The sequence below is a fragment of the Nocardiopsis coralliicola genome, assembly GCF_054779695.1.
In genome coordinates this window covers 39,012-51,702 of the sequence record NZ_BAAGXT010000006.1, presented here as the reverse complement: position 1 = coordinate 51,702, position 12,691 = coordinate 39,012, and the positions used below count along the sequence as shown (strand labels likewise).

12 protein-coding genes are annotated in these 12,691 nt (G+C 72.9%); 6 read left to right on the top strand and 6 right to left on the bottom strand.

Features of this window, described 5'->3' with window-relative positions; genetic code table 11:
- Positions 1–334: 334 nt before the first annotated feature.
- Entirely contained in the window at positions 335–2,581 is a 2,247-nt protein-coding gene (locus ACYVGT_RS06905; protein ID WP_460855590.1) for a transglycosylase domain-containing protein, read from the bottom strand.
- A 230-nt stretch (positions 2,582–2,811) separates the two neighbouring features.
- Between ACYVGT_RS06905 and ACYVGT_RS06900 the strand changes: the two genes are divergently transcribed.
- Together ACYVGT_RS06900 and ACYVGT_RS06895 are read left to right on the top strand one after the other, a co-directional pair.
- Positions 2,812–3,375, top strand: a complete 564-nt coding sequence (locus tag ACYVGT_RS06900) for a DinB family protein (protein WP_460855589.1) — start codon at positions 2,812–2,814, stop codon at positions 3,373–3,375.
- Between the two features lie 426 nt (positions 3,376–3,801).
- Positions 3,802–4,656: an SURF1 family protein gene (locus tag ACYVGT_RS06895; RefSeq protein WP_460855588.1), complete on the top strand. Its 855-nt coding sequence runs from the start codon at positions 3,802–3,804 to the stop codon at positions 4,654–4,656.
- A gap of 139 nt (positions 4,657–4,795) precedes the next feature.
- Here the strand turns inward: ACYVGT_RS06895 and ACYVGT_RS06890 are convergent, their stop codons facing one another.
- Both ACYVGT_RS06890 and ACYVGT_RS06885 read right to left on the bottom strand, forming a co-directional pair.
- A complete protein-coding gene (locus tag ACYVGT_RS06890) occupies positions 4,796–5,200 on the bottom strand; it encodes a DUF3817 domain-containing protein (RefSeq protein ID WP_460855587.1) in 405 nt (134 codons plus the stop codon).
- Positions 5,201–5,398: 198 nt separating this feature from the next.
- Positions 5,399–7,033 carry a glycosyltransferase family 2 protein gene (locus ACYVGT_RS06885; protein WP_460855586.1) on the bottom strand — a complete coding sequence of 545 codons (1,635 nt, stop codon included), beginning with the start codon at positions 7,031–7,033 and terminating at the stop codon, positions 5,399–5,401.
- A 532-nt stretch (positions 7,034–7,565) separates the two neighbouring features.
- Between ACYVGT_RS06885 and ACYVGT_RS06880 the strand changes: the two genes are divergently transcribed.
- The 3 genes from ACYVGT_RS06880 to ACYVGT_RS06870 all read left to right on the top strand — a co-directional run bounded on the left by ACYVGT_RS06880 (position 7,566) and on the right by ACYVGT_RS06870 (position 10,213).
- Positions 7,566–8,291, top strand: a complete 726-nt coding sequence (locus ACYVGT_RS06880) for a WbqC family protein (protein WP_460855585.1) — start codon at positions 7,566–7,568, stop codon at positions 8,289–8,291.
- Between the two features lie 147 nt (positions 8,292–8,438).
- Complete coding sequence (locus ACYVGT_RS06875) at positions 8,439–9,152, top strand: PIG-L deacetylase family protein (protein ID WP_460855584.1); 714 nt, start codon at positions 8,439–8,441, stop codon at positions 9,150–9,152.
- 71 nt (positions 9,153–9,223) lie between these two features.
- Complete coding sequence (locus ACYVGT_RS06870) at positions 9,224–10,213, top strand: NAD-dependent epimerase/dehydratase family protein (protein ID WP_460855583.1); 990 nt, start codon at positions 9,224–9,226, stop codon at positions 10,211–10,213.
- A 53-nt stretch (positions 10,214–10,266) separates the two neighbouring features.
- On the opposite strand, the gene ACYVGT_RS06865 is transcribed toward ACYVGT_RS06870, so the two are convergent.
- Together ACYVGT_RS06865 and ACYVGT_RS06860 are read right to left on the bottom strand one after the other, a co-directional pair.
- On the bottom strand, positions 10,267–10,641 hold the full coding sequence (locus ACYVGT_RS06865; protein ID WP_460855582.1) for a DUF202 domain-containing protein: 375 nt from the start codon (positions 10,639–10,641) through the stop codon (positions 10,267–10,269).
- A complete protein-coding gene (locus ACYVGT_RS06860; protein ID WP_460855581.1) occupies positions 10,638–11,006 on the bottom strand; it encodes a YidH family protein in 369 nt (122 codons plus the stop codon). The genes ACYVGT_RS06865 and ACYVGT_RS06860 overlap by 4 nt, the downstream gene beginning before the upstream one ends.
- Positions 11,007–11,341: 335 nt before the next feature.
- Between ACYVGT_RS06860 and trxA the strand changes: the two genes are divergently transcribed.
- Positions 11,342–11,716 carry a thioredoxin gene (gene trxA, locus ACYVGT_RS06855; protein WP_460855579.1) on the top strand — a complete coding sequence of 125 codons (375 nt, stop codon included), beginning with the start codon at positions 11,342–11,344 and terminating at the stop codon, positions 11,714–11,716.
- Between the two features lie 139 nt (positions 11,717–11,855).
- On the opposite strand, the gene ACYVGT_RS06850 is transcribed toward trxA, so the two are convergent.
- A complete protein-coding gene (locus ACYVGT_RS06850; protein WP_460855578.1) occupies positions 11,856–12,686 on the bottom strand; it encodes an SDR family NAD(P)-dependent oxidoreductase in 831 nt (276 codons plus the stop codon).
- Between the last annotated feature and the right edge of the window lie 5 nt (positions 12,687–12,691).

Here is a 12,691-nt window from a genome sequence, read left to right as displayed (position 1 = left end):
CCGGCTGCGGGCCTGGTCTGCGGCTGCTCCCGCGGCACAGTGCGCCGAAGCCTCCGGAATCCAGACCCTAGCAGACCGTGACACAGGCCACAGGCGCACCGGAACTCGCCGGAGCGCGGCTGTCGTCCCCGGTCAGCGGCGCTCCGGAGCGGGCGGATGCGGCGCCGCGGCCCGGCCTCGCCCCCTCCTCTCTCCCCCCGCAGCGGCGTCCGAGTTCGGCGCCGGTGTCCGAGCCGGCCGGAGGCGCGAACGGAGCAGCGGCCCGGAGGGGCACACGGCGGCTAGGGCGGGCGCCCCGGGCGGGGGTCGTTCTCGGACGCGCGGCGGCCGGCGGTCAGCGGGCGCGGAAGAGGTTGACGACGGCGCCCTCGGCGAGCCGGGTACCGGCGGAGGGGTTGGTGGAGGCGGCCCGGCCGGACGGCTCGCCGGACGGGATCGGCGACCGCGCTTCGCGCACCCGGAAGCCCGCGGCGCGGAGCCGCTCGGCCGCCTCGGCGTAGGGGAGGCCGGCCACGTCGGGTACCGGCGCGCCGGACGCCCGGTCGGGCCGGCTCCATCCGCCGCCGAAGGACGGTGCCCGCGGAGGTTCCGCGAAGTCGGCCTTGGGGCGGCCGCGCAGGGCTTCGGCGACCGTGTCGCGCCAGATCGGGCCGGGCACGTCGGCGCCGTGCACGGTGCCGTAGTGCACCCCGCCGATGGTGACGTCGCGCAGCGGGTGGGCGCCACCGCCGCGCGGGTCGCCGACCGCGACCGCGGAGGCCAGCTCCGGCGTGTAGCCGGCGAACCAGGCGGCCGCCGCGTTGTCGGTGGTACCAGTCTTGCCGGCGGCCGGGCGGCCGGGCCGCAGCCCCGCCGCCGTGCCGTCCTTGCCGAACGGAGCGGTGAGCACGTCGGTCGCCGCATCGGCGGTCCCGGCCGGCACCGCGCGCTCGCAGTCGGGGCTGATCTCCCGGGTCTCACCCCCGGTCTCCACCGCGGCCACCGGCTGCGCGGCGCAGTGCACGCCGCGTGCGGCGAGCGTCGCGTAGGACTCGGCGACCGTCAGCGGCGAGACCTCCTGGTCGCCGAGGGTGAAGGAGTTCCACTGGCCGAACGGCTCGCCGTCGGCGCGGTGCGCGCCGAGCTGCTGCGCCGCCTCCACCACCGCGCACAGCCCGACGCTCTTCTGCAGCTGCGCGTAGGCGGTGTTGGAGGAGACGGCGGTCGCGCCGCGCAGGTCGGTGCGGCGCGGCCCGCCGCCGTTCCCGCCGACGCGCCACGGCTTGAGCTCCTTGCCGGAGCAGGTGCGCTGGCCGGTGACCGTGAGCGTTCGGGGGCTGGCGAGCTGCCGGTCCGGCGCGTACCCGGCCTCCAGCGCCGCGACGAGCGTGTACGCCTTGAAGACCGACCCGGCCTGGAATCCGGCGCCGCCGCCCTCCGCGGTGTCCACAGCGTGGTTGATGGCGGTGGTGTCCTCGCCGTCGAAGCCGTGCCGGCGGTTCTGCGCCATGGCCAGCACCGCGCCGGTCCCCGGCTCGACGACGGCCTGGGCTGCGACCTTGCCGGCGTCGCGGCCGCGGGGCACGCCGCGGTCCACCGCCTGCTGGGCCGCTTCCTGCACCGCGGGGTCGAGGGTGGTGGTGATCCGCGCTCCGGAGCGGTGCAGCCAGCGCGACCGGTCCTCCGGGGTGGCGCCGAACCGGGGCTGGCGCTCCACCCAGGCGAGCACCGAGGAGCAGAAGAACGGCTGGCTGCTGTCGTGGCAGCCGCCGCGGATCTGCGAGGGGTCGAGGCCGAGCGGGGAGGCCGCGAGCTCGTCTGCGGTGCCGGCGCCGAGCGCTCCGGTGTCGGCCATGGCCTGCAGGACCGTGGCGCGGCGGGAGACCGCGGCGTCGGGCTCGTTCAGCGGGTCGTAGATCGAGGGGCCCTTGACCAGGCCGGCGAGGAGCGCGGCCTGCACGGGGGTGAGGTCGGCGGCGTCGGTGGAGAAGTACCGCTCGGCGGCGGCCTGAACGCCGTAGGCACCGTTGCCGAAGTAGGAGATGTTGAGGTAGCCCTCGAGGATCGCGTCCTTGTCCATGGCCTGCTCGACGCCGAGGGCGAACCGCAGCTCGCGGAGCTTGCGGGCGAGCGTGACCTCGGTGGCCGCATCGGCTTCCGCCTCGTCCTCGGCCGCCTCCACCAGCACGTTCTTCACGTACTGCTGCGTGATGGTGGAACCGCCCTGCACGTCGCCGGAGAGGGTGGACAGCGCGGCGCGTACCAGTGAACTCGGCGAGACTCCGCCGTGCTCGTAGAAGCGCCGGTCCTCCACCGCGAGAACCGCGTCGACCATCGGCTCGGCGACGTCGCCGAGCGCCACCGACGTGCGGTGCTTGGTGTGGACGCGGGCGAACTCCTCGCCCTCGGCGTCGAGCAGCACCGACTCCTCCGCGTAGGAGGAGGGGTCGAAGCCGGGGGGCATCGTCAGGGCGGCGCGGAACGCGTCCCGCAGCACGACGGCGCCGCCGCCGGCCGTGGTGAGCACCATGGCGGCGATCAGCAGGCCGGCGACCGCAGCCAGGCGCGCCATCCTCCAGACCGCCTCGGCCGACTCCCCCACCCCGGCCCACCTCCGCCTACTCCGCGCCCGCATAGCACCGGGCACCTCACCATGAATCTAGACACGGAGCACGTAAGGGGAGGTCAGCGACACGCAACCGGCGGAATCCGGGCGCGCCTGCCGCGCACTCGTCCCAAGATCCGCCCGGCACCGCCGATGCGGACTGATCCTGTCCGCATTGGCCAGTACTTTTCCCGGACAGCAGCGGACGAGCGAACGGGACGGACATCGTGGCCAAGCAGCAGCAGGCAGAGAACACCGCGGCGGGCACTCCGGCGCAGGGACCGGCCGGAGCGGAGGACATGCTCGATCTCCTGCGCGAGCAGCGCGGGTTCCTCCGGCTCACCCTGCGGGACCTGGACGAGGCGGCCGCCACCCGGCGCACCACGGTCTCGGAGCTGACGCTCGCGGGGATCGTCAAGCACGTGGCGCTCACCGAGTCGATGTGGATCTGCATCATGCAGCAGCAGGAGCCCCCTGCTCCGGAGGGTTCCTGGGAAGACGGGTTCCGCCTGGTCGGGGGCGAGACGCTGCAGAGTGTCCTCGACCGCTACTCCGCGGTGGAGGAGGCGACGGAGCAGGCCGTGCGGGCACTTCCCAGCCTGGACGCCACGGCACCGCTGCCCGCGGCGCCCTGGTTCGCACCGAACGCGGCCTGGTCAGCGCGGCGCATCCTGGGCCACATCCTCCGGGAGACGGCGCAGCACTGCGGCCATGCCGACATCGTGCGGGAGGCGCTCGACGGAGCCACGACGACCGAGGTGATGCAGACCGTGCAGGACGCCAAGGGGTAGCGGGCAAAGCGGCGGCCTTCGCGCGCGGGGCCCGCACCCGCCGCCGGCCCTCGCCGAACCCACCCGCACCCCAGACGGCCCCACCCAGAACCAGCCCGCACACACAAAAGCGCGAAGGCCGCCTCCGTGTCCCCCCTCAAAAATCACGGAGGCGGCCTTCGCTTGGGAACGGCCTGCGACTCCTCCCCCCTGGAGTCGCGGCCTGGAAAGCTCGCATAGCGCGTTTTCGGTGACTTCCCTCTCGCGCTGGTACAGAGACTACCCACCTCGACCTCACTCAACAACCCTCTGTCACAGGAAATTACTTAAAGTGATGGCCATTCTCGGGGCTGCCCCACCCCAAGGGGCCGGCCGGTTCGGTCAAGTCGGGGGCGGGGGGCGCCCGCTCGAGGGCGGACATAGCCTGGACGGGTGCGATTCCGACTGTTGACGCCCAGGTGGATCGGGCTGCACCTGCTGGCCGTGCTCGCCGTCGCGGTCTGCATGGGCGCGGGCTACTGGCAGTACCTCCGCGCCCAGGAGCCCGACCGCGGCTCGGTGACCAGCCCCGCCCAGGAGCTGGCCGCCGCGCAGCCGCTGGACGAGGTCTCCTCGCCCGGCGCCTACATGCCCGAGCAGGAGGGCAACACCGCCGTCCGCGCCACGGGCACCTTCGCCGACACCGAGCCGCTGCTGGCGGCCGGCCGCAACGCCGACGGCGAGGCCGGCTTCTTCGTGATCGCACCGCTGGTCACCGGCTCCGCGGGCGGCACCGACACGGCCGTCACCGTGGCGCGCGGCTGGATCCCCTGGTCCGAGGGCGAGGACGGCGTCCCCGAGGACATCCCGCCCGCCCCGGAGGGCGAGGTCGAGGTCGCCGGCTGGCTGCAGCCGCCGCAGAAGGACGAGGAGGGCTTCTCCCCGGTCGACCTCCCCGAGGGCCACGTTGCCCGCCTCGCCCCCTCGGTGCTGATCAACACCTGGCCGCAGCAGCTCTACGAGGGCTTCATCGTGCTCGGCGAGCAGGCGCCGGAGACCGGCAGCCCGTTCGCCGCGGACGCGGCCCAGACCATGCAGCCCGCCCCCGCACCAGAGCCCGAGCAGGGCATCGTGTGGAACTGGAAGAACGTGAGCTACGCCGCGCAGTGGGCGGTGTTCGGCGGCGCGGTGGTGGTGTTCTGGATCTCGCTGATGCGGCGCGAGCTGGAGGACGCCCGCACCGAAGCGGCAGCCGAGCAGGACGGCGGCGGGGACGGCCCGGAGGCGGGCTCACCGGTCGGCGCGGGGACGTCCGCGCCCTGAGCACACGGCAGAGGGGCCCGGACGCGGTGGACGCGTCCGGGCCCCTCTGCCGGGCCGGGATCAGTTCGCCCGCCGGTCCGGATCCGGACGGCCCGGGGCGGTCCGCCGGAGGCATCCGGCCCCGGGCGGCCGGACCCGGTCAGGACGCTGCGGCCGGAGCCCCCGCGCGCTCCTTTTCGATGGCGGCCTTCTCCGCCTTGGCCATCCGGTGCTCGATGACGAGGCCGAGGAAGGGGATCGTGCCCGCCAGGGACACGCCGAGGGTCTTCGCGGCCGACCAGCGGCGCTGCAGCGACAGCCAGATCACCACCAGCACGTAGGCCATGTAGATGTAGCCGTGCGGGATGGCGGTCCACAGCATCAGCGCGGAGTCCGGACCGAACAGCGCCTCGGTCCCGGCCGGCGCCGGGATCAGGGCGAGGGCGGAGTTTTCCCCCACCATGTACTTGGCCGGCATCGCCACGAAGGTGAGCAGGATCAGCGCGATGCCGGTGGCGTAGGCCAGCACTCGGTACAGCGTGAAGGACAGGCGGGTTCGGTCCACGAGGGCACCTCGGTGTGCGGATCGGTCGGTCGGGTGGCGGAGCACGCGCCGCCGCGGGCCCGGACAGGCCCCGGCCTGGGCGAACGCCTCCTGCTCCCCGCAGCCTAAGCGCTGGGGGCCGCGGCCAGTGCCCGGGGTGCTCGGAGCACCCCGGGCACTGGCCGGCGCCGCCCGCCGCCGGAGCCGCCCGGCGGCGTCCTAGAGCGGGCCGGAGGTGCGCGTCGGGCTCTTCCACCGGCCGTCGGAGGCGGCACTCCACGCCTGCGGCAGGGTGCGCAGTGTGAGGAAGGAGTCGACGAGCCGCATCGGCAGGAAGAACAGCCCGTAGACGAGGTAGCTGGGCCGGCGGCGGATGGTGGCCATCACGCAGGTGAGCACGTAGTCGGGGACGAAGAGGCCGACCGCGATCGCGCTGAGCGGCAGCACCGCGCCGACGGCGGCATAGGCGGCCGCGTAGAAGCCGGCGCCCAGGACCGCCCCGCCGGTGAGCGGCGGCAGCACCATGAACAGGCCGAGCAGCGCCGTCCCGATGAGCAGCACCGCGACCAGGAGCACTTCGAGGATGTAGAAGAACAGTACGAACCAGAAGAGGCTCGGCCAGATGCCGTGCCGGCGCACCGTCTGCCAGAACCCCAGGGTCCAGCGGCGGACCTGCTTGACGTAGTCCCCCAGGGTGAAGGGGTCCTGGCAGTAGGCGCGGGTGCGGGGCCGCATGGAGATCCGGCCGAGCTTCTTGTGGTGCACCTCGAACGTCATGTTGAAGTCCTCGATCACCAGCCCCTTGGGGTTGATGTCGAGCTGCTTGAGCACGTCGGAGCGGTAGGCGCTGGCGAAGCCCGGCACGATGAACGTGGTGCTGGTGAACCGCCACGTCTGGCCGAACCGCATCAGGTACTGCAGCATCCAGTAGAGCCGGTCGCGGTAGGCCGAGATGAGGCGGCCGACCAGGGTGCGCTGCTCCGGCTTCCACTCGGCGACGACGAAGCCGGCCACGGCCGCCACGTTCTCCTCGGCGAACTGGCGGCGGACTCCCTCGACGTAGCCCTCGTCCAGCTCGGTGTCGGCGTCGAGGATGACCACGGCGTCGTAGTTCTGCGTCAGGTCGAACTCGGCGATGACCGCCTCGATCGCGCCCGCCTTGCCGCGGTTGCTGAGCAGCTCCAGCACGTTCACGCCGGTCTCGGCCGCGATGTCGGCGGTGCTGTCGTGCGAGCTGTCCGAGACGACGTAGATGTCCCAGCGGTTGAACAGCCGCAGCGCCGACGCGATCGCGCCGTCGATGACCGGCTCCTCATTGTGCGCGGGGATGATCACGGCCAGGGAGATCGGCTCCTCGGCGGTCGCCGCGGGCGCGCCACCCCCCTTACGGACATCCCCTGACCGTCCGGTTCCGGCCGCAGACGTGTCCGGATCGCGCTCCTGGTCGGCGGCGGGCAGCATCCCTGCGGTGCCGGCGGGGGTGTCCAGCGGCCCCGCGCCCCCCGCACCGGCAGCGCCGGCGGCGCCGGTCTGCGCGGCGCGCGAGCGGACCAGGACGCGCTCGTCGGACCCGCCGCCACCGGCGGAGGCCAGCACCCGCTCGCGCCGGCCGGAGCGGCGCAGGGCGCGCCGGGACGCGAGCGCGCGGACCGAGTCGTCGCCCAGCCGGACGCCGCCGATCAGGGTCCACACCAGCAGGTTGACGCCGAACGCCATCCACAGGAAGACGGGGGTCGCTCCGCCCGCCCCGGCGGCGCCGAGGGCGAACTGGAGCCAGAAGACGAACAGGGCTATGGCCAGGCTCAGGGCGATGAGCCCGGCCGCCCAGCTGCCGATAAAGCGTGCGGTACGCAACGGTCTCTGCCTCCACGGGGCCAGGGGGGGGAGTCTCGGGGGTTGGCGGGGGCGCGGGAGCCTCCCGGACGGCCGGCGCACCCATGATGCGCCGGGGACGGAGCGGACAAGTGCGGCCAGTCGGTTTCGGGCTGACGTTAACCGACAAAGCCAGCATTGAGTTGACGCGCCTGCCGCTCAGAGAGTTCACCCTGATCTGCGACCTGTTTAGGCCACGCCAATCGAAGAGGCGCCCTTGCGATGCCCGGGGCCCGTTGATGCAATACCGGAAGGGGTGCAGTACGGACCGTTCTACGCACATTCTTCGTACTTCGCCACCCGACGACCGGACGAACTCGGCGAAACCGGCGGCCGCACCGAGCCCGCGGCACCGAACCGGCGGGCGGCAGGGGGCCGCGTCCGCTGCCGGCCGGACCAGCCACCCCCGACCGACCACGCCCCTGCAGGTCCACCGCGCTCCGGTGGCCCGCCAGTCCAGCGATCACCGCGGCCGCTGCCGCGGAGAGCACCGACCCGCCCCGGAGGAAGCCCAGTGCGCGTCGCCCTGCACCAGCCGCACTATCTGCCGTGGCTGGGCCTCATCGACAAGATCGACAGATGCGACCTTTTCATCGTTCTGGATCATGTCCAGTACGAGCGCAAAGGGTGGCAGAACAGGAACTACGTCGCGTCCAGGAACGGCCCCGTTCTGCTCACCGTTCCGGTAATCCAGCAGAGCCGGAATGAGCGGATCAAGGACAAAATGATCGACGCGTCCCAGCCGTGGCAGGAAAAGCACCGCCGCTCCCTTGCGGAGCATTGCTACCGCAACGCGCCATTCTGGGATGACTACGCCGAGCGCGTCGGCGCGCTCTACGACGCCGAGTGGGAGCACCTGGACGACCTGGCGCTGGCCACCACCCGACTCGTCCTGGACGCCTTCGGCATCGGCACGCCGCTCATCCGCGCCAGCGAGCTCGGCGAGTTCCCCGGCCAGAAGAGCGAACTCCTGGCCCAGCTCGCGGCGAAGGCGGGCGCCGACCGGATGCTCTCCGGCGATGGCGCGCGGGACTACGTCGACCGCGCGGTGTTCGACCGGTACGGCATCGAGGTCGAGTGGCAGGGCTTCCGCCACCCGGAGTACCCCCAGCACAACCGGCGGCCCAAGGACGGCGGGTTCCTGCCCCGGATGGCAGCCCTCGACCTGCTGCTCAACGCCGGGCCTTCCGGGATCGAGCTGCTCCGCGAGGCCCGCACCGGCAGGCCGTCCGACCCCTGAGCCGCACCCTCGCCCGCTCTCCGCTCCACTCCCTTCCGCATGCCGGCGGACCCGTGCGTCCGCCGGCCGCGCCCTGCCGTGCCGCGGCCCGGCGCGGCCCGGGCGCCCTTCCGCTCTGTACAGTCCCCCACCGGTAAGGATCCGACGATGACGATCGACTGGTCACAGCAGCGCATCCTGGTCTTCGCCCCGCACCCCGACGACGAGACCCTCGGATGCGGCGGCCTCATGCACCGCGCGAAGGCGGCCGGCGCAGAGGTCTACGTGCAGTTCCTCACCGTCGGCGACACCGCCGACGTCTCCGCCAAGGGCTTCTCCACCGCCAACGAGCGGTTCGCCGAGATCAAGGAAGTCGCCGACCACTTCCGGTGGGACGACTGGAACATCGCGTTCCCCGGCGACGCCTACCACCTCAAGCTGGACGCCCTGCCGCGGTTCGAGCTGTCCAACGCGATCGAGCGGCACAGCCCGCTGTCCATCGCGCGGATCCGGCCCACCGTCGTCATCGCCCCGCACCGCACCAGCTACAACCAGGACCACCAGGTCACCGCGGAGGCGGTGCACACCGCACTGCGGCCCTCCAACGCGGCACTGCGCCACCACCCGGAACTCGTCCTCGCCTACGAGGAGGCCGCGGACCAGTGGCGGTATGAGTCGGCGCCCTCGCCCAACCTCCTGGTCGAGCTCGGTGAGGACGCGATGGAGGCCAAGCTCGCGGCGATGCGGCTGTACGGCACCCAGATCCACGAGCACCCGCACACCCGCTCCGAGCTCACCCTGCGCAGCCTCGCGGTGCTGCGCGGCATGCAGACCGGGGTGGCGCTGGCCGAAGGCTTCTACGCGATGCGGCTGCTCGCCTAGCGCGTTCCGGCGCCCCCGCACACCCGCGGGGGCGCGTCCCAACCGAACCACCCGCAAACGGGGAGGCTCCATTGAAGGCCGTTGTCACCGGAGGCGCCGGATTCATCGGATCGCATTTGTGCGACCACCTGATCGCCCACGGGCACAGCGTGGTGGCGCTGGACGATCTGTCGACCGGCCGCGAGTCCAACCTCGCCCAGCTCTCCGGCCATCCGTCGTTCGAGCTGGTCAAGGGCTCGGTCCTGGACAAGACCCTGGTGGACGACGTGATCGCGGAGAGCGACGCGGTGTTCCACCTGGCCGCGGCGGTGGGGGTGCACACCATCGTCGACAAGCCGCTGCACTCGCTGCACACCAACCTGCACGGCACCGAGAACGTCGTCGCGGCCGCCGCCCGGCGGCGCGCCCGGTTCATGGTGGCCTCCACCAGTGAGGTCTACGGCAAGAACGACGCGGACGGACTCAGCGAGGACGCCGACCGCATCCTCGGCTCGCCGCTGAAGAGCCGGTGGTCCTACGCCGCCGCCAAGGGGCTGGACGAGCTGGTGGCCTACATCTACGGCGAGGAGTCCGGGCTGCCCTGCGTCATCACCCGGTTCTTCAACATCGTCGGGCCGCGCCAGACCGGCCGCTACGGCATGGTCGTGCCCCGGTTCGTCGGTCAGGCGCTGTCCGGCGAACCGATCACCGTCTACGGCACCGGCACCCAGCGCCGCTGCTTCGGTTCGGTGTTCGACGTGGTGCCGGCGGTGGTGCGGCTGCTCGAAACGCCCGCGGCGCAGAACCGCGCGGTGAACCTGGGCGGCCGCGAAGAGGTCTCCATCACCGGCCTGGCCGAGCGGGTCGTGCAGCTGACCGGCTCCGCCAGCGAGATCGTCAACGTCCCCTACGAGCAGGCGTACGGCGAGGGCTACGAGGACATGCAGCGCCGGATGCCCGACATCCGGCTCGCCGAGAGCCTGATCGGGTACGCGCCGCAGCGCCGGCTCGACGACATCGTCAACTCCGTGATCGACCACGGCCGCGCCGGCGACCCCGACCTGCAGGCCGCCGCCGTCTGACACCGCTGAGGGGCCGGACACCGTCCATCCGGCCCACTCCGGACCAGCCCTGTTCAGCCCGCCGGCAGCGACGTGACCGCCACCGCGACCGCGAAGAGCGCCGTCCCCGCGCAGAGCAGGATCCGCAGGCCCGCACCGGCGAGCGGGGCGGGCGGCCGGCCGGTCCGGCGGTCGTACAGCCCGTGCCCGGCCCTCCGCCAGCGGCGGCGCAGCAGCACCACGGCGACCGCGGCGACCGCCAGCGGCAGCAGGGCCACAGCCACCCGCACCAGCGGATCGGCCGCCGCGGTCGGCCCCGCGGGCGATGCGAACGGGTCGCGCACGTACAGCAGCGCCACCGCGACCAGCAGGATCACCGTGCGCTGCCAGGACAGCAGGGTCCGCTCAGCCTGCAGGCCCGGATCCCGCGGGGGAGGCGCACTGCTCACAGCAGGTTCCCCAGCAGCAGCGCGCCGCAGACGAGCGCCACTCCCACCGCGGTGACCACCGGCAGCATGCTCAGCGGCAGCGGCCGGTCGCGGCGCATCGCCCGCTGCACCCGCACCCACCGGACCGGGGCGTAGACGGTGATGACGACGGCGAGCAGCGTCAGCGCGTAGCCGACGACGAGGCGCGTCGGCGCCTCCCAGGCGAGCGGCATCAGGTGCAGGACCGCGACGGCCCCGGCGACCAGCGCGAGCGCGGTGCGCAGCCAGGCGAGGAAGGTCCGCTCGTTGGCGAGGGTGAACCGGTAGTCGGGCTCGCGCTCGGCCGCCGCGCCCTCCGTTCCCGGGTCCGCCGGATCCCCCGCCATAGGCCCTCCTCGTCTGTCGCGGCGCGCCACTGCGCACCCCTCAGGGACGACCTTAGTGACCTGCGGATTTTCCTCCCAAGCCGGTATTTCCCGCCGCCATGGAGGGAAACCGCGGAGTACGGACCGTCCGCACTCCCCGGTACCGGCGCGGTGTGCACAACGCCACCCGATGCATAGGGGGGCGCCTGTACGGGGACGACGGCCCAAGGTCCCCCGGCAGCCGCAGGCGGCGGTGGCGCGTGCGGAATGCGGCGCCTACGGAATGATTTTGCGGGCATGACCGCTCTAGAGGGGACCGAGGGACCGAAACGCGACGCAGGATGGGGAGATACACCGTGGCGACCGTCGAGCTCACCAAGGACAATTTCAACGACACGCTCGAGCAGAACGAGTTCCTTCTGATCGACTTCTGGGCGTCGTGGTGCGGCCCGTGCAAGCAGTTCGCCCCGGTCTACGAGAAGGCGTCGGAGGAGAACCCCGACGTCGTGTTCACCAAGGTGGACACCGAGGCCGAGCAGGAGCTGGCGGCCAGCTTCGACATCCGCTCCATTCCCACCCTGATGGTGGTGCGCGACCGGACGGTGCTGTACGCGCAGCCCGGTGCGCTCCCCAAGGAGGCGCTGGACGACGTCATCAAGCAGGCGCGCGAGCTCGACATGGACGAGGTCCGCAAGGAGATCGAGAAGCAGGAGGACGGCTCCGAGGGGTGACGCGCCCCGCGAGGCTCCCTCGCGCTGCTCCGGCAAGCGGCGGCCCGCCATCCGGCGGGCCGCCGCTTGCGTCCGGGGCCGAGCACGTCCGGTGGGCAGCTGTCCTGCTGCGCGAAAAGCTCCACCCGCCCGATACGCCCTAGCGGACGGCGGTCCGGGCGGCGATGGCGCGGAACAGGGACCGGGGGAAGGCGCGGACGAGGCCGTCGGCCGCGCGGTAGACCGGCCCGGGCACCACCTTGGCGCGGCCGGCCGCCCAGGCGCGCAGCGCCTCGGCGGTGATCTGCTCGACGGGGACGAACGCGATGCCGGGCACCCCGCTCTGCTGCACGCCGACGGTCATCTCGGTGCGGGCGAAACCGGGCAGGACCGCGGTGACGTGGACGCCGTGCGGTGCTGTCTCCGCCGAGACGCTCTGCGACCACTGGGTGACGAACGCCTTGCTGGCGCTGTACATCGACGCGCCGGGCGCGGACGGGAGCTCGCCGGCGAACGACGACACGTTGATCACGCCCAGGTGGCGGGTCTCCCCGCCGGAGCGGCGGGCGATCTGCACCGGCAGGACGGCGCGGGTGAGCCGCAGCAGCGCCCGCACGTTGAGGTCGAGCAGCGCTTCGGCCTCGTCTGCGGGCTGCTCGGCGAAGACTCCGCTGTCGCCCCGGCCGGCGTTGTTGACGAGCAGGTCGATGGGCGCGGCGCCCCCGGTGCCATCGGCTGCGGCGCGCTCAGCGACCGCGGCGAGGCCCTCGGCCGACCCCAGATCGGCGGCGAGCTCCTCGGCCCGCACCCCGTAGTCGGCCTCGAGTTCGGCGGCGAGATCCTTGAGCCGCTCTTCGCGCCGCGCGACGAGGACGGGGGTGAAGCCCCGCTCTGCCAGCGCCCGGGCGAACTGCGCCCCGATCCCGCTGGACGCTCCGGTCACCAGTGCCGTGCGGCGGGGCTGCTGCCCGCTCGGGGTCTCTTCGCTCATGCGTC